The organism is Bythopirellula goksoeyrii (assembly GCF_008065115.1).
GTDB classification, from domain to species: domain Bacteria; phylum Planctomycetota; class Planctomycetia; order Pirellulales; family Lacipirellulaceae; genus Bythopirellula; species Bythopirellula goksoeyrii.
In genome coordinates this window covers 5,177,471-5,193,735 of sequence record NZ_CP042913.1, presented here as the reverse complement: position 1 = coordinate 5,193,735, position 16,265 = coordinate 5,177,471, and the positions used below count along the sequence as shown (strand labels likewise).

The 16,265-nt window shown below is 54.3% G+C and carries 15 protein-coding genes; all 15 read left to right on the top strand.

What is annotated here, in order from left to right; translation table 11 throughout:
- Positions 1-70 precede the first annotated feature (70 nt).
- Positions 71-1,858, top strand: coding sequence for a cytochrome c oxidase subunit I (locus tag Pr1d_RS20510; RefSeq protein WP_148075267.1), 1,788 nt, complete (start codon positions 71-73; stop codon positions 1,856-1,858).
- A 117-nt stretch (positions 1,859-1,975) separates the two neighbouring features.
- The gene (locus Pr1d_RS20505; RefSeq protein ID WP_168205382.1) at positions 1,976-2,932 is read left to right on the top strand and encodes a COX15/CtaA family protein; all 957 of its coding nucleotides are present in this window, start codon (positions 1,976-1,978) and stop codon (positions 2,930-2,932) included.
- Positions 2,929-3,834: a heme o synthase gene (cyoE, locus tag Pr1d_RS20500; RefSeq protein ID WP_148075265.1), complete on the top strand. Its 906-nt coding sequence runs from the start codon at positions 2,929-2,931 to the stop codon at positions 3,832-3,834. The genes Pr1d_RS20505 and cyoE overlap by 4 nt, the downstream gene beginning before the upstream one ends.
- A 39-nt stretch (positions 3,835-3,873) precedes the next feature.
- Positions 3,874-4,869 carry a cytochrome c oxidase subunit 3 gene (locus Pr1d_RS20495; RefSeq protein WP_148075264.1) on the top strand — a complete coding sequence of 332 codons (996 nt, stop codon included), beginning with the start codon at positions 3,874-3,876 and terminating at the stop codon, positions 4,867-4,869.
- Between the two features lie 51 nt (positions 4,870-4,920).
- A complete protein-coding gene (locus Pr1d_RS20490) occupies positions 4,921-5,397 on the top strand; it encodes a cytochrome C oxidase subunit IV family protein (protein ID WP_148075263.1) in 477 nt (158 codons plus the stop codon).
- A gap of 58 nt (positions 5,398-5,455) precedes the next feature.
- Positions 5,456-6,394, top strand: coding sequence for an ABC transporter ATP-binding protein (locus tag Pr1d_RS20485; protein WP_148075262.1), 939 nt, complete (start codon positions 5,456-5,458; stop codon positions 6,392-6,394).
- A 164-nt stretch (positions 6,395-6,558) separates the two neighbouring features.
- On the top strand, positions 6,559-7,350 hold the full coding sequence (locus tag Pr1d_RS20480) for an ABC transporter permease (RefSeq protein ID WP_148075261.1): 792 nt from the start codon (positions 6,559-6,561) through the stop codon (positions 7,348-7,350).
- Positions 7,347-8,018, top strand: coding sequence for an SCO family protein (locus Pr1d_RS20475; RefSeq protein ID WP_148075260.1), 672 nt, complete (start codon positions 7,347-7,349; stop codon positions 8,016-8,018). The genes Pr1d_RS20480 and Pr1d_RS20475 overlap by 4 nt, the downstream gene beginning before the upstream one ends.
- 152 nt (positions 8,019-8,170) lie before the next feature.
- The gene (locus Pr1d_RS20470; protein ID WP_148075259.1) at positions 8,171-8,668 is read left to right on the top strand and encodes a DUF420 domain-containing protein; all 498 of its coding nucleotides are present in this window, start codon (positions 8,171-8,173) and stop codon (positions 8,666-8,668) included.
- 91 nt (positions 8,669-8,759) lie between these two features.
- Positions 8,760-8,978 (top strand): hypothetical protein, encoded by a 219-nt coding sequence (locus Pr1d_RS20465; RefSeq protein WP_148075258.1) that lies wholly within the window; start codon positions 8,760-8,762, stop codon positions 8,976-8,978.
- A 25-nt stretch (positions 8,979-9,003) separates the two neighbouring features.
- On the top strand, positions 9,004-9,507 hold the full coding sequence (locus Pr1d_RS20460; protein WP_148075257.1) for a hypothetical protein: 504 nt from the start codon (positions 9,004-9,006) through the stop codon (positions 9,505-9,507).
- A 43-nt stretch (positions 9,508-9,550) separates the two neighbouring features.
- Positions 9,551-11,002 (top strand): YeiH family protein, encoded by a 1,452-nt coding sequence (locus Pr1d_RS20455; protein ID WP_148075256.1) that lies wholly within the window; start codon positions 9,551-9,553, stop codon positions 11,000-11,002.
- Between the two features lie 52 nt (positions 11,003-11,054).
- Positions 11,055-11,363: a hypothetical protein gene (locus Pr1d_RS26385; RefSeq protein WP_238476549.1), complete on the top strand. Its 309-nt coding sequence runs from the start codon at positions 11,055-11,057 to the stop codon at positions 11,361-11,363.
- 124 nt (positions 11,364-11,487) lie between these two features.
- Positions 11,488-11,883 carry a BlaI/MecI/CopY family transcriptional regulator gene (locus Pr1d_RS20445; RefSeq protein WP_148075255.1) on the top strand — a complete coding sequence of 132 codons (396 nt, stop codon included), beginning with the start codon at positions 11,488-11,490 and terminating at the stop codon, positions 11,881-11,883.
- A 210-nt stretch (positions 11,884-12,093) separates the two neighbouring features.
- Complete coding sequence (locus Pr1d_RS20440) at positions 12,094-16,137, top strand: M56 family metallopeptidase (RefSeq protein ID WP_148075254.1); 4,044 nt, start codon at positions 12,094-12,096, stop codon at positions 16,135-16,137.
- The last annotated feature ends 128 nt before the right edge of the window (positions 16,138-16,265 follow it).

Here is a 16,265-nt window from a genome sequence, read left to right as displayed (position 1 = left end):
GAATGATTAACAATCTGATGCATCACCCACCACTGACCACTGACAACTGACAACTCAACCGAGTTATCCTATGAGTACCGTTACTGCTGATACCCATGCTGCCCATGGCGAACACGCCCCTACGAGCAGCTTCCTGAAGACCTACGTCTTCTCTCTCGATCACAAGATCATCGGGCTGCAATTCTTGTTTAGCACGCTGATCTGGTTTTCGGTGGGAGGCCTATTAGCGATGGGCATTCGTTGGCAGTTGGCCTATCCTTGGCGACCCATGCCGCTGCTGGGCAACTTGTTGGCAGGACCCGAGGGAGGCCAGATTGCTCCTGAGAATTACACCATGCTCGTCACCATGCACGCGACTGTAATGATCTTTTTTGTGATCATCCCGATCCTGGCAGGTGCGTTTGGCAATTTTTTGATCCCGCTGATGATCGGTGCCGACGACATGGCTGTGCCGGTGCTCAACATGCTGAGCTACTGGTTCATGTGGCCAGCGTTCTTTTTCATCGGAAGTAGTTTCTTCGTGGAAGGAGGTGCCGCCCAAGGGGGTTGGACCTCGTATCCTCCGTTGTCAGTGATACAGCAAGCGGCGCCCGGTAGTTTAGAAGGCCAGACTCTCTGGCTCTTGGGTGTTACGTTCGTCGGAATCTCATCCATGATGGGTTCGATCAATTACATGACGACTATCATCCAAATGCGCGCTCCTGGCATGACGATGTTTCGCCTGCCAATGACTATCTGGGGTATGTTTATTACCGCAGTGCTGCAGGCTTTCGCACTCCCCGTTCTCACCGCGGCAGGCTTCATGCAGTTGTCCGACCGTATGATCGGTACGGGTTTCTTTCTGCCTGAAGGGGCGATGGCCAATAACTCACCGATGGAAACGGGTGGCGGACAGCCACTGCTTTGGCAGCATTTGTTCTGGTTCTATAGCCACCCGGCAGTCTATATCATGATCCTCCCCGCGATGGGCATGGTCTCCGATATCCTTAGTACCTTTGCCCGCAAGCCCCTGTTTGGTTACAAGCCGATGGTCTATTCCATCTCCGGTATCGCGGGCCTGGGATTCATCGTTTGGGGTCATCACATGTTTGTCTCCGGAATGAATCCCATGCTTGGCATGACCTTCATGGTGTCGACGATGATGATCGCACTCCCTAGTGCGATCAAAACCTTCAACTGGCTTGGCACACTCTGGGGCGGTAAGATTCAATTCACCACGCCAATGCTCTTTGCCATTTCGTTTGTCTCGATGTTTATCATCGGGGGACTCAGCGGCATCTTCATGGCAGCCACGCCGGTTGATATTTTCATTCACGATACCTACTATATCGTCGCCCATTTCCATTACGTACTCTTCTGCGGCACGGCAATGGCCGTCTTTGGGGGGATCTATTATTGGTTCCCCAAGATGTTTGGTCGCATGATGAACGATTCCTGGGGTAAGGTTCACTTTTCACTCACTTTCATCCTGATGAACTGTGTGTTCTACCCGATGCACATTCTGGGCATGCAGGGCTTTCCACGTCGGTTGGCCGATCCCTATCACTACGAAACCTTCCGCAATCTACTTGAGGTAAACCAGTTCATCAGTTGGTGCGCATTTTTGCTGATGGCTTCGCAATCTATTTTTGTGGTTAATTTTTTCTACAGCATGTTCTTCGGCCCCCGCGCGGGACGCAACCCTTGGAAAGCAAACGGCCTCGAATGGCAAGCACCCAGCCCACCTGGCCATGGTAATTTCGATTTCCAGCCAATCATCTACCGCGGACCGTACGAGTACGGCTCGCCAGAAGTGGATGAGGACTACTACCCTCAGACGCAACCGCCGAAAGAAAAAGCAATTCCCAATGACCAATGACCAATCAACTTTTGGTCATTGTGCATTGGACCTTGGACATTTATTCGTCTACCCCCCTATCACATGAACTCCTTGCAATCAATTCGAAGCCCCCTAGTCCACCGCTGGGCGTGGTTTTTGGCGTGCGCGACCTTTCCCCTGATCTGGTGGGGCGGGCTCGTTACTACCACGGGCGCAGGAATGGCATTCCGCGATTGGCTCACCTCGGACGGCTACTTCATGCCGTTTTATCCGTGGCTCAGTTCCACCGGGGACAAGTTCATTGAGCATGGGCATCGGCTGCTGGGAATGACCGTCGGCCTGCTGGCAATTGGACTAGTAGCAATCACATGGAAAAAGGAACCACGTCACTGGGTTCGCATGTTTAGTCTCGCGATACTTGTTGGGGTCATCCTGCAGGGTGCCCTGGGCGGCATGCGAGTGGTATTCGACGAGCGTACCCTGGCTTTGGTGCACGGTTGCACGGGCCCGCTGTTTTTCGCTATGTGCGCAGCGATGGTTGTTTTCACATCACGATGGTGGCAGGACTCCCAGCCGCCTGCCGGCGTAGCAAGTAATCCACAGTCAGCGAAATTCTTCCGCTTGGCCGTCCTCACCACAATTCTTGCCTTTTTGCAACTTGTTGCCGGTGCAGTCGTACGGCACAGCCCGCATCTTGTTGGCAAATCCGCAGCGGCCATTTTTCAAGCAGCCGTTTATTTTCACGTACTCTTGGCTCTCGCGATTGTGGTACACGGAGTCCTGCTGGTTTGGCAGGCTAACCGCTGTGGCTTACCGTCTGGCCGCTGTTGGCTCTTGGCATCGCTCATTGGATTTCAAATCGCACTCGGCGGATCGACTTGGATTGTAAAATATGGTTTGCCTCGCTGGGCTTCACGCATTTTCGGTGAACTCACTTTTGCCAATACCGCCGACAATGCCTACCAGGCCGTCATCGTAACAAGTCATGTCGCTGTGGGTTCGCTGATCCTGGTGACCTCGCTAGCCATTGCTTTGCGTGCCGCTCGACAGTTGAGGATCGGAATTCCCAAAACGATAGGGTCTGCATCGTCACGATTGGGGGTCGCCCTATGAGCACCTCGATTCTTACTGTCGAAAGTTCCACGAAAGCCCTCGCTGCTCGCCTTGCCGACTATCTTGAACTCACGAAGCCACGCATCGTCCTCTTGGAATTGATCGTGGCCAGCGCAGCAGCCTGTCTGGCAGCACCGCACACGCTCGATATGCGTGTTCTGCTGTTCGCATTGGCTGGCACTGGGTTGGTGGCTGCTAGTGCCAGTATCGCTAACCAATGGTGGGAACGCGCGAACGATGCTCGTATGCCTCGGACTGCCGATCGTCCTCTTCCGGCAGGCCGAATTGCTTCTGGCGAAGCAGTTATGTTGTCTGTCCTGACACTTTTGGCTGGTATGGCTCTCTTGATTTGGCAAGTCAATATGCTGACTGCCGTGCTAGGTCTGGTGAGTTGGATTCTCTATGTCTTGGTCTACACTCCGCTCAAGACGCGCAGTCCTTTGAATACAACAGTCGGCGCAGTCGCGGGAGCGATTCCGATTCTCATGGGTTGGACCGCGACGGGAACTCCCCTCGGGCTCACCGCCTGGACCTTGGCAGGCGTCTTGTTCCTCTGGCAGTTTCCGCATTTCATGGCTATCGCTTGGATTTATCGAGAAGACTACGCTGCCGCGGGTCACCGCATGTTGACTGTTGTCGATCCGACCGGCATGCGTGCCGGTGCCCAAGCGGTGTTGGGGGCTGCCGCACTAATTCCTGTGAGCTTGATCCCAGCCGTGGTTCCCACAAGTGGCAGCCCTTTATTATACCTGACATGGACTCTTGCACTGGGAGCGATCCTGCTCGGCCTCTCTATCCGTTTCGCAATTTTCCGCGATAATCAATCCGCAAGATTTTTGCTGAGGGCCTCGTTAATTTACCTCCCCTCATGGCTCGCCATGCTGCTAGTAGTAACCCTGTAAGCAACTGACATCTGACCACTAACCACTGACCACGAACCAATGTCCGACGACCATCACGCACCGCAATTCGACTATCAGCCGGCGTTGCCCATTCCCAATGGCAAGGCCTTCATGTGGTTGTTTCTGTCGACCGAAATTATGTTTTTCGCCGGGTTGATTGGCACTTATATCGTGTTGCGATTTGGTGCGATTGCCTGGCCATCGACCCACGATGTTCACCTCGCGGAAATCTGGGGTGCCACGAATACTTTCGTGCTGATCTGCTCCAGTGTGACGGTCGTGTTGGCCTTGGAAGCCGCCAAGAAGAATAATGCTTCTAGTGCCAAGGGTTGGATGTTGTTGACATTTCTCTTGGGGCTCATTTTCCTTGGGATCAAGATGTATGAGTATAGCGCCAAGTTTTCCCATGGCATCTATCCCCAGTTGCCTCATAGTCAGATCTACGAAAAGCCCGATGTGTACTATGCCCAGGGGGTACGCACTCGGCTCATGACGCTCAAAACCGATTTAGAGAACAAGACGGACAAGACCGAAGAAGACACCGACCGCTTGAGTCTCGTCGATGATCTGCTCCGCAAGGTCGATGCCGCTGAAGTAACGCTTCGTAGCGAACCCGATTCGCCGGCCGGGAGGGTCAAGTTGTTCGAGCTTGCTGACGAGATTTACCCTCGAGCGAGCATCCACGAACATCGCCCCACGGCTTCCCACGCTACCACGAGCAATTCGCAGTTTCATTTGGTAGCGACTGAACAAGAATCTCCCGAGAGTGGCGGTCACCTGGAAGGTCTCAACGACAGGTATCCCTGGCTGAAACTGCCGATCATGATTCCCGGCGGCAATATGTGGGCGAGTACCTACTTCTTGCTCACGGGATTTCATGCCTTGCACGTGGTAGTGGGGTTGATCGCCTTCGCCATTTTACTTTCGATGACGCTCGACCGCGCTGCGTTTGGTACCATCGAAAACGTGGGCCTCTATTGGCACTTCGTCGACCTGGTGTGGATCTTTCTGTTCCCATTGCTCTACCTGTTTTAAGAATCAGTCATTACTTCATAGCCGCGATTCAACGAATCGCCGGGGCCTCACATGACAACTTCCGATCATTCACACGAAGAACATGCTTTCAACGCCGACAGCCACGAAGGGGAGCATCAACATGATATCCGCCTCTTCATCGGGATATTCATTGCATTGTGTGTGCTGACCACGATGTCGTTCCTAACCTATTTCCCCTTCTGGCGCACTCATGTCCCCGTGGAAGTCAGCCGCGCCTTCATGATGGCCGTCTCCTGCACCAAAGCGATGTTGGTGATCATGTTCTTCATGCATCTCAAATGGGAAGCCAACTGGAAATGGGTGCTTACTGTGCCTGCCAGCATTATGTCACTCTTGTTGATCTTGGCCTTAATACCTGACGTTGGCTTACGTTTTCGTCATGCTTCGCACCAGCGGATGATCCATGCAGCCGAAAGACCCGCCAAAGAAGCTTCCGAACATGCTGTTGACCATGCACCAGCAGAGCCTCACACCGAGCAACCCGACACGAAGAAACCGGCGGCGTAGCTTCAACCCAACCCCTTCCGACTGACCGAGCGGACTGCCGTCCGCACTGGTTTATGTAATGGCTGCCGACTCTGCGATTGAGATTTCCGCCTGTACCCATCGTTACGGTACGCGGGTCGCGGTCGATCAGCTCTCGCTTTCCATCGCGCAGGGCGAGGTATTTGTCTTTCTGGGTCCCAATGGCAGCGGAAAGACGACTCTCTTTCGTGTGCTTTCGACGCTGATTCCGTTGCAAGAGGGTGAAATTACTATCCTGGACAATGATCTGCGCCGATCGGCCAACGCAATTCGCAGCAAACTGGGGGTCGTATTCCAGGCACCGAGCCTCGATAAAAAACTTTCAGTCGCCGAGAATCTCCACCACCAGGGAAAACTCTATGGACTCGGCGGCAAAGAACTCAAATCACGCATCGATCAGATGCTCACCGCTGTAGGAATCGCCGATCGTGCAGGGGATCTCACCGAAACACTTTCAGGAGGAATGCGCCGCCGCGTTGAACTTGCCAAAGGCTTATTGCATCGCCCGCAACTGTTGCTCCTAGATGAACCCTCCACCGGTCTCGACCCGGGAGCCCGTAGCGACTTGTGGAAATATCTGCATCAGATTCGTGAGTCCGATGGCGTAACAATTGTCCTCACGACACATCTTCTGGAAGAAGCCGAACGAGCCGACCGAATTGCGATCATGCACACCGGCAAATTGGCCGCATTGGACACCCCCGCTGCTTTACAAGCCTCGGTTGGTGGCGATGCGATCACCATCCGCACGCCGAGGCCCACTGAACTCGCCGATGCCATTCGGGTAAAATTCAATTGTGACGCCACCGTACTCGATGGCAGCGTGCGACTCGAACAACCTGAAGGGCACCAATGGATAGCCCGCTTGGTCGAAGCGTTCCCCGAGGATATCGAAGCCATCACCCTTGGCAAACCGACACTCGAAGATGTGTTCATTGATCGCACGGGCCATAGGTTTTGGAACGAAAGTCAGGAGTAGATTGTTATCTCGTTTGCAGTAAGAAATAGAACGCAGATGAACACGGATTTGGCAGATGAACGCAGATCAAAGTGATTGGTTTATTTTTCATCTGCGTCAATCAGCTGAATCTGCGTTTGTCCGCGTCCCATTTTTTTTGCATGAACTGACGCTAAAGGGGCAATATGAATATCACTCAGGAAGCAACACCAGTACCCGCACTCCCCGTGGTCCTCACCTTGGCGCAGCGCGAACTCGTGCGCTTCTTCCGCCAGCGTAACCGTGTGATCGGTGCGCTCGTGCAGCCGATCATGTTCTGGGCATTGTTCAGTTTGGGCCTACGCGGCAATGACCTAGGTTTCGAGTTTTTCTTTCCCGGCACAATTGCGATGATCCTCTTGTTCACAGCCATCTTCGCGACGATTTCAATCATCGAAGATCGCCGGGAAGGATTCTTGCAATCGGTCCTCGTGGCGCCCGCTCCGCGCTGGGCGATGGTCTTTGGAAAAATAGTCGGTGGGGCAGCCATTGCACTCTTGCAAGCCCTGATGTTTCTGGCACTAGGCTGCGTGACACTTGGATTGCCCGGTTCACCGCTCGACATCGTGATGTCGGTCTTTCTCATGGCCGTTCTTGCTATCGCACTCACCGGCTTGGGATTCTTTCTTGCCTGGCGGATGGAATCAACTCAGGGATTCCATGCCATCATGAGCGTGTTCCTGTTTCCCATGTGGTTGCTCTCGGGGGCTTTATTTCCTGATGATCCAGAAAGCTGGATCACGCTTATCTCACGTTTTAATCCTCTCACCTACGGCGTGGCAGGTTTGCGCCACTATCTCCACTTCGGCGATGAGAGTATGGTTAATGTATTGCCCAGCTTGCCGGTTTGTTGGGCAGTCTCGCTAGCGTTTGCCACACTCATGGTAGTGCTTTCCTGGCGTATCGCCGCGACCCGCACGACAGGAGATTTGCTGTGAAAAGTAGTATGCTCCCCTATTGGTTATCGCTCATGGTGCTCTTCGTTGGCAGCTATGGCATTTGGACCTGGTACAAAGTGCATCAAATTGAAGCGGAGCGTTCCGTGGGGGGAATTCAATTCGATGGCCCACCTCTGGAGGAATTTGAACTCACCGAGCGCAGCGGCGAACCCTTTCGTTCAGAAGCCATGAAGGGCAAGGTTTGGGTTACTACGTTTTTCTTCGCCAGTTGCCCCGGCCAATGCCCCCGACTCAACGCCAATATCAAGTTTCTGCACGATAAGCCTGAACTGGAGGACGTCACTTGGGTAAGCATCACGGTCGATCCCGACAATGACACGCTCGAAGTACTCAGTGAATACGCCGACCGATATAAAGCAGATCCCGAACGCTGGCTCTTTTGCACGGGTGATTTCGATTACATCAAGCGCGTTGGCGAAGACATCATGAAGATGCCCGTCTCCTGGCGAGGACACAAGGACTACGCCGTGGTGATCGACCGCGCGGGCAAGGTCCGCGGCATGTACGACGCCACCAGCATCAGCCAATCGGAAAAACTGCGCAAGTTGCTCTTGGAATGTTTAGCGGAGGATCCACCTTCTGAGACTTTCTCCAACGAAATCGCTTCGGCAAAGAACCGTGGCCTCCCGGCCACGGCTAGTAAGTGAGTAGTAGTCGCTAGCTGTCATCCCGATGGGAGCTCCGCGACCAGAGGGATCTGGGTTGCAGTACGGAGAGACATCGATAGCGAGTAATTGTTCCAACTAGATTCCTCAGGTCGTACAACTCCCCTCGGAATGACAGTTCGCCTTTCAATTCTATGAATCCACTATTCTCACTTGCCGTCAATCCCCTGGTGCATCTCAACGCGGTTCTCAATTCGATTGCCACTGTCTTGTTGGTCTTGGGATTTGTTCTTATCAAGCGTGGCCACCGACAGGCGCATGGCTGGGTGATGCTTTCCGCGTTTCTGGTCTCCTGCCTGTTCCTGGTGAGCTACCTGACCTATCACTATTCCGCCGGCAGTGTGCGATTCACGCATCCCGGATTCGTCAAAGTCGTCTACTTGGTGATCCTTGTTACTCACGTCGTGCTGGCCATGACCGTTCCGTTTCTCGCCGCAGCGACGATTGCCTACGCCTTGCTGGGCACGGGTTTCAAGAAAGCGAGCGAACTGCCAGCAGAGGACCGCAGCCGCTATCTGGCCAAGCATCGCAAAATAGCCCGCTGGACGCTGCCGATTTGGCTCTATGTGTCGATAACCGGCGTGGTCGTCTACGTAATGCTCTACCACCTCTGGCCACCCGCCGATCTCTGATCTAAAATAGAGGCACAGGATAATGAATATGCCTTCCAATATGCCGCAATCAAGACACTGGTTTCATATAGCGATGTTCGCATTTGTCTGCATGGCTATCGCGCTCCTCACCTCCGACGCAATTGCCTGTCCCACCTGCAAGGACGTGTTGGCCGACGACGATCCTCTCTCCCAGGCACGAGCCGCCGGCTACTTCTACAGCATCCTGTTCATGATGGCGATGCCCTTCGTCTTGATCGGCACTTTCGGCGGTGCAGCCTACCTCTCGATCCGCCGCGCCCGCCAACGCGAACTCGAATCGAACGTATAGCCGCGACCCCGCAGGAGGGCGCGTCATGCCTGCTCCACAAAGTAAACATTGGTGCATCTTCTTCGTTGCCGTCGTCGGCTTACTTCTCATTGTGGTAGGGCTCTATTTCGCCGCGATGAGCAATCCTCAGCGGTATTCTTTGAACGTCGAAGAGGATAGGAAAATCAATCTCTTCGGCGGCTTAGGATTGGGTTGTACACTCACTGGTCTGGCCGTGCTGATGACAGCCGTAGGATACAACACGAGAACGATCCCCTCTCAGTATAGAACGAACACAAATAGAGGTCTGGGTGTAGGCGTCCTGCTTCAGTTAATTGGGTTGCTACTTTCATTGACTGGAGAAGTGAGTGTCCTGATTGCAGTTGCTTTTGTCATCGCTAGTTTGCCGGCAATGGTTTGGGGCTGTATGAATTACGCGCAAGGCAAGGGATTTTCAAGCAACGTGAGATGGCTCGGTATTCTTGGAATGGTCGGCTTGATCCTGCTCATGGTATTGCCGAACAAAAATTCGATACCAATTGACGAATAACCTTTTTCGTCAAATGGTGTTTGCACTCTTTACATGGGAAATCATGCCTGAAACAGCAAATGAAATCGATCCACCCCCCTCGACGCACCCCAGCCTCTTCACCGAACTACGCACCTCCGAAGATTGGTGGGCTGTCTGGTGTGGTGCAATTCTGCTCGCACTCTCGTTCGTCGCCGTCTGGTGGAGCAATGCGCAGCTTCTTTCCGAGTTGCCACTGAGTGGCGATCCGGTCGAACTCTCCAGCCCGTTGGAAGCCTGGCTCGCCAAGCCCAGTTCGTGGCGCAGCAATCCACTCAATGCATTCTCACAATCAGACAGTTCAAGAACTCTACCTATCAGCACCATCCCAGGAATTGTCGGCGCATTTGCAGTGATCGGGGTGCTGTTCGCGCTGGCGATTCGCTTACGTGGCAACTCAGCACGTGATTTTTGGAAGGCGTTTCCCTTAGTTTTCCTGCTGGCCACATTGGCCTACGTCATGGCCGGGCAGAGTGTCATCAAAGCCTACAATTTGGAGTACGCCCTCTGGGCGCTTGCCGTCGGCTTGATCATTTCCAACACGGTCGGAACGCCTGCCCTACTCATGCCGGCTATCCTAACCGAGTTCTACATCAAGACCGGCCTCGTCCTACTTGGCGCCGAAGTGCTCATGAGTCGTCTTCTGGCCCTTGGGCTACCCGGCATCTTCGTCGCCTGGGTCGTCACCCCGATCGTACTGATCAGCACATATATCTTTGGTCAAAAAGTGCTCAAGATCGAGTCGCGATCGCTCAATATAGTTATCTCCGCCGACATGTCCGTCTGCGGGGTCTCCGCCGCAATTGCCACCGCTGCCGCCTGCAAAGCCAAGAAGGAGGAACTCTCGCTGGCCATCGGCATGTCGCTCACATTCACCGTCATCATGATGGTGGTCATGCCCGCGATCATCAAAGCGGTTGGCATGGACGAGATTCTCGGCGGGGCCTGGCTGGGGGGAACGATCGACTCCACCGGTGCCGTCGCCGCCGCTGGTGCCGCGCTGGGGGATCGTGCGTTGGAAGTGGCCGCAACCGTAAAAATGATCCAGAACATCCTCATCGGCGTCGTCGCCTTCGCGGTTGCCATCTACTGGGTGACATGTGTTGAGAAAGACCCCGAGGGGCATCGCCTTGGTGCTATGGAAATCTGGTATCGCTTTCCCAAGTTTGTCATCGGTTTCGTCCTGGCGTCTGCGGTGTTCTCGCTCCTCTACGTAGGACTCAACCACGGCCCCGAACTAGTCGACGCCACGATCCAGGGTTCTACCAAGACTCTGCGCGGCTGGTTGTTCTGTCTTGCCTTCGTTAGCATCGGCTTGGAAACCAATTTCAGAGAACTGACGCCCTATCTTCGCGGCGGCAAACCGCTCGTGTTGTACTTATGTGGCCAGACGTTGAACTTGTGCCTGACCCTATTCATGGCCTGGCTGATGTTCCGCGTAATCTTCGCCGATCACATCAACCAGATGGTTCCCTAGCAGTATGTCAGAAATCTCTTCAAGTCATTCCCGCACAGGCGGGAACCCAGAGTTGAGACGTGACACCTGGATTCCCGCCTGCGCGGGAATGATGGGCTTGCTACGCTTACTAGCAGTCATCTGTTTGATCGCCCTCGGTTGGCTCGCCGTGTTGCCCTGGCTCGCAGAACAACCTCGCATGAAGTCCCACCTCGACTGGCTCGAAGCTGAGAAGATCGACCCCAGCGCGATGTACTATACCGAACTCGAAGCAATGGAAGTAATCCTCCACCGCGATCGCCAACCGTTTAGCCGCATCTCCGTAGGGGAGCGCTCCCCATGCACTGCGCCCTCCGTTAGCCGCGCCTGCCGAGTAAAATGAGGCGGAGCGAAACGCGTCATCAGAAAACCTTTTCAAAACCCGAGGACATGTCTTGACAGCCACCCCGTGGTGTCAATATATTAACACATGTCAATCGATTAACACCTGCGATAGGGACTCAATCGTGCCCAAAAAGAAACCGGCAACACACACTCTGGCAACCCGCGAACAGCAGATCATGGACGTGATCTACCAACTGGAGCGAGCCTCCGTCGCCGACGTGCGCCAGCGCCTGGCCAACCCCCCCAGCTACTCCGCGGTCCGCACCATGATCGGGCACCTCGAGCGCAAAGGCCTGATCCGTCGCGACCGGTCCGACGTGAAGCACTATTATTCACCCGTCCAGTCGCGGCGCTCCGCCAGCCGCTCGGCACTGCGGAGTCTCATACAAACGTTCTTTCCAAACTCGCCCGGAGATGCTTTGGCCGCCCTGATTGATGACTCGGCAAAGCATCTGAAGGAAGAAGACCTGGACCGATTGCAACTGGCCATTCAGAAGGCACGGAAACAAGAGAAGTAACCCAACGAGTTGCCGGATCGTAGCAAAAAGGTTTGAACATGAAGAAACAAAGAAGCAGTGGAAGAAGAAATAGGCCGCAGATAATCGCGGATTTAGCAAATTAACGCGGACGGGTTGTTGTTCGAATGGAATGATCTGCGCACATCCGCCCAATCCGCGAATATCCGCGGTCCTTTTCTTCTCAAGTACCTATAACAGCGATTCAATATCATGAGCCACGATTTGTTCTCCGAATACTTTATGCTCGATATCATTCTGAAGTCGCTTCTCTTGATGTCGATAACTGCGGCTGGAGCTTTCCTTCTTCGATATCGTTCGGCGGCGACCATTCATCGCTGGTGGGTTTTGGGATTTTGCGGGTGCCTCATCATTCCCGTCGTTGCTCTTATTTCTCCAACTTGGAATTTGCCGATCTTACCGACCTTGCCGCTCGCAGAAGAGCCTCGATTCTCTGTCCCCCCGCCGAGAATAGAAAAGCAGGCATTGCCAACTGCAGGCAGTCTGGTGGCACGCGTGCCAGTTCAACAAGTCACGCCTGTCAGCAAAGAAAAGTCACACACCCCGGCGAAGATTCGACAACCAACATCAGAGAATCTGTCTCCAACATCCGGGTCCCCTCGGTTCTCCTGGACACTTCTCCTGGGAGCTTTTTGGTTTGCCGGAACCCTAGCTTGCCTTCTTCGCACAACATGGCAACAAGTATCGCTGATGCGCTTGTTGCGTCGCTGCACCAAGGTTTACGAACAATCATGGAAAATCGCTCTGCAGGAAGCGGCAAGTTCGCTGGGACTGCGCCGCCAAGTAACGCTGCTCAAGCTACTGGAAGCCCAATCGCCTTTGACCGCCGGTCTCGTTCGCCACACCGTGATTCTACCGCGAGATGCTGATCAGTGGTGTCCACAGCGTCGCCGTTTCGTACTGCTCCATGAACTGGCCCATGTGAAACGGCACGACGTACTCGCTCAGTTGATAGCCGGACTTGTATGCGCACTTTACTGGTTCAATCCCCTTTGCTGGGTCGGCCTCTTTCAAATGCGCAAACTGCGAGAACTGGCCTGCGACGATCTGGTGATCGCCTGCGGCCAACCTCAGACCGACTACGCCGACGTGCTGTTAGACGTCGCCCGCTCTTATCGCCATCGCACCCTTTCCACCGTCGTCGGCATGGCCCATAGCTCCAATGTGGAGAATCGTATTATGGCGATTCTCGACAAGGCCCGGTCGCATGTTTCGCTAAGCCGCAAAGCGGCTCGAGTACTGTTGGTGGCGGCAACGGCGCTGGTGCTAGTAATTGGTTCAATGCGACTGGAGTCACAGGCGGAGCCTGTCTCGAACCTACTTGCACAGGAAGCCGGAAACGATAAGACGGCCGAATCGAAGGTGCAAAACGATTTGCTTCGAGAGATGCGCATCCGCATCCTCGACGACGGAGGGAAGCCGCTGGAAGGTGCGATGCTGACCGTTGGGATTTGGTATCCCGAAGGGTACGAAGGCCCACGCACGGAAAAGATACACACAGCCGACGCTGACGGGACAGTGGTGCTTCAAATACCGAAACGGCTCCACATTCTTCGGCTATGGCCAAAGCAATCGGGATACGTCGGTGAGTTCAAGAATTTTTCGGAGGGAAGCCACCGGGATGGCGAGTTGATTCCCGACGAGATCGAATTTCGGCTAGCAAAGGGGCACAATCTTGGCGGTCGCATTGTCGACTCGGAGGACAATCCCATCGAAGGAGTCCATGTTCGCGTGCAGGTCGAAGACAGCTCTGAATCGATCAGCACTTGGTTGACTGATTCGTTCGGACAGCCAACAGTAAAGACGAATGAAGAAGGGCGGTGGAAACTTAATTCAGCACCGGCGCATCCTGATGGGGGGACCGACTATTCATTTTATCTAAAACTCAGTCACGACGACTATATCAGCGACGTGAACTGGGGTGACGTCCAAAAAGCACAAGGTGTTGGTGCTGCCGAGCTTCGTAGCGGCGAAGCGACGATCATTCTCCAGCGGGGAAAGTCCGTATCTGGAATCGTCACCGACCACGAGGGAAACCCAGTTGAGAAAGGGTGGGTCGTTTGGAGCGATGAGCCGTACTTCTATGACGGTGTATACGAGAAGGAGGTCAATGCGGACGGCACCTTCCGCACACCGCCGCTCTCAGCTGGAAAACACCCGATCACGATAGTAGCCCCCGGTTTTGCAGCACAGCGGCGTATGGTTGAGGTAGGGAATGATTCGAAACAATTACGTTTCGAGCTTCGGCCAGGCAAGCGCATTGAGATCCGCTTCGTAGACACGTCTGGCAATCCAGTCTCCAAGGTTGGGGTGTATCTCGCCAATAGCAGCAATCCGGATACCTGGAACGGTTCGAATGCACTTCACAATCACAAACACCCAAACGTCCCCGACTATGGTGTTCCTCGAAGGGCGGATGAAAACGGTGTCTACGTGTGGGATTGGGCGCCTGAAGAACCCGTCAAGTACAGCGTTGGCGCAAAAGGCTTCGCTCCTCAAGAGATTTCCCTCGTTGCCAAAAGCGATCCCCACATTATCACGTTGGCGGACGCGCGGGTTGTCGTTGGTACGGTGAAAGATGCCACGACTGGTGAGGAAATCGAGAAGTTTCAGGCCATGCCCGTTATTGTCTTCCGCCCCAACTTTTTCAGCACACGCTACTTGGATACAAAGCAGGGGGCCAACGGCCGCTACGAGCTGCCTCTAACGGGTAGTGGCGACCTTGAGGATCGCTATCGCGTTCGTTTCGAAGCAGATGGCTATCGGTCTATTGTAAGTGATCAGTCGTATGGCCCGCTGGATGGACGGGCGATTCACAACGTCCAACTCGAACCGGCAGCTGCTCGTGAGGGTCGAGTTGTCGATGCTACCGGCGCGCCGATTGAGGATGCCATGGTGATCGAGGGGACTCCGACTTGGGTTCCCTCAACGAGCAATGGAGAGCCGGATGCCTATGGAGAGCGAATCGTGCGGACCGACAGTGGCGGTCGCTTCGTTTTGAACGCAACCGCCGAACTAGTACGAGTCCGTGTTCTGCACGACCTTGGCGTCTTTGAAAAACTCTTCGATCCTGAGGAGGACTCGATCGGTGACATGCAACTCCAGCCGTGGGCAAGCATCTCGGGGAGATTACTGCAAGATGGCAAGCCAGTTGCCGGTCAATCCATCTATTTTTCTCCCATGCCGAGCGGACAACTTGGAGAACCACGTTTTCAGGATTCTTATTATGCGCAATCAGACGATCAAGGGAGATTCCAGTTCGATCGCTTACCACCCATCCAAGGTAGCCTCCGCGCCTCCCTCGGCCCTTGGCAAGATTCGCCGCTGACTTCAAGTCCCTCGATGCCACTTGAACTCAAGCCTGGCGAGCAGCGAACCGTAAATCTAGGTGGCGAAGGAACGACGATCACCGGCCAAGTGGTCGAAACTGGTCGCGAAGATACGAAACTCAGCAAGCAATGGTCGCTGAATTACTTGATTTCACGGGATCGAGGAATCGACATACCAGCTCAGTTTGCAAGTTGGAGTTTCGACCCGAGCGATGGTGTTCAACCCTCGTGGTTGCGTAATCCAGGATTTCATGATTGGCTTGGGACTCGCGAAAACTATTTCGTCAAACTATCACCCGAAGGGGACATGCAAATCAACGGCGTCCCACCGGGAACCTATGATCTCGTCCTGCAACTCTACGAACAACCCGCCGGCTGCCTCGTCGAAACCATCGGCTCAAAAGTGGTAGCGGTCGAAGTCACTGAGTCCGACCAAGCCACCGGCACCAAAGACCTCGGCAAGATTGAGGTCCCCTGTCGAGCCGGACCCCGCGTCGGTGAGAGCATGCAGGTATACAAATTTCTCGATCCCAGCGGACAAGAACGCACCATCTTCGATATGAAGGGGCGCTACGTGTTGATGCACGTCTGGGCAAGTTGGTGTGCCTCTTGTCTCGAGCATATGCCCGAGATGAAGGCCACGCTCGATGACCTGTCTGAGCAGCCAGTCACTTTCGTGGGCCTGAACATCGACAAGGACCGCGATCAGGCCAAGCAACTCGCCGAGCGTAACGGCTGGAACTGGTCACAAAATTACCTCGGCGACGACTCCGACATGGCCCGCCAACTGGCCATCAGTTCCGTACCGACGTATTTCCTCATCGGGCCCGACGGCCTGTTGGTCGCTTCGTCGATTGAGTGGTCGGAGATCAAAGAAAAGCTCCGGTCTGCGCTCGAACAGGAATAGTCTCTCGCAGAGGCGTGGAGACTCAGAGAAGAAAAAAACTCTTCTCTGCGACTTTGCGCCTCTGCGAGAGATAATATGTCTTTGTCACTCCTCACATAGCCGTGAGTCGGGTATTCTGCATTCTTTTC

Bases quoted from the DNA above. Each gene is read 5' to 3' on its own strand.
- cyoE (WP_148075265.1), top strand. From the start codon at position 2,929: ATGAGCACCTCGATTCTTACTGTCGAAAGTTCCACGAAAGCCCTCGCT.
- Pr1d_RS20455 (WP_148075256.1), top strand. From the start codon at position 9,551: ATGCCTGAAACAGCAAATGAAATCGATCCACCCCCCTCGACGCACCCC.
- Pr1d_RS20495 (WP_148075264.1), top strand. From the start codon at position 3,874: ATGTCCGACGACCATCACGCACCGCAATTCGACTATCAGCCGGCGTTG.
- Pr1d_RS20480 (WP_148075261.1), top strand. From the start codon at position 6,559: ATGAATATCACTCAGGAAGCAACACCAGTACCCGCACTCCCCGTGGTC.
- Pr1d_RS20465 (WP_148075258.1), top strand. From the start codon at position 8,760: ATGGCTATCGCGCTCCTCACCTCCGACGCAATTGCCTGTCCCACCTGC.
- Pr1d_RS20440 (WP_148075254.1), top strand. From the start codon at position 12,094: ATGAGCCACGATTTGTTCTCCGAATACTTTATGCTCGATATCATTCTG.
- Pr1d_RS20485 (WP_148075262.1), top strand. From the start codon at position 5,456: ATGGCTGCCGACTCTGCGATTGAGATTTCCGCCTGTACCCATCGTTAC.
- Pr1d_RS20510 (WP_148075267.1), top strand. From the start codon at position 71: ATGAGTACCGTTACTGCTGATACCCATGCTGCCCATGGCGAACACGCC.
- Pr1d_RS20470 (WP_148075259.1), top strand. From the start codon at position 8,171: ATGAATCCACTATTCTCACTTGCCGTCAATCCCCTGGTGCATCTCAAC.
- Pr1d_RS20490 (WP_148075263.1), top strand. From the start codon at position 4,921: ATGACAACTTCCGATCATTCACACGAAGAACATGCTTTCAACGCCGAC.
- Pr1d_RS20460 (WP_148075257.1), top strand. From the start codon at position 9,004: ATGCCTGCTCCACAAAGTAAACATTGGTGCATCTTCTTCGTTGCCGTC.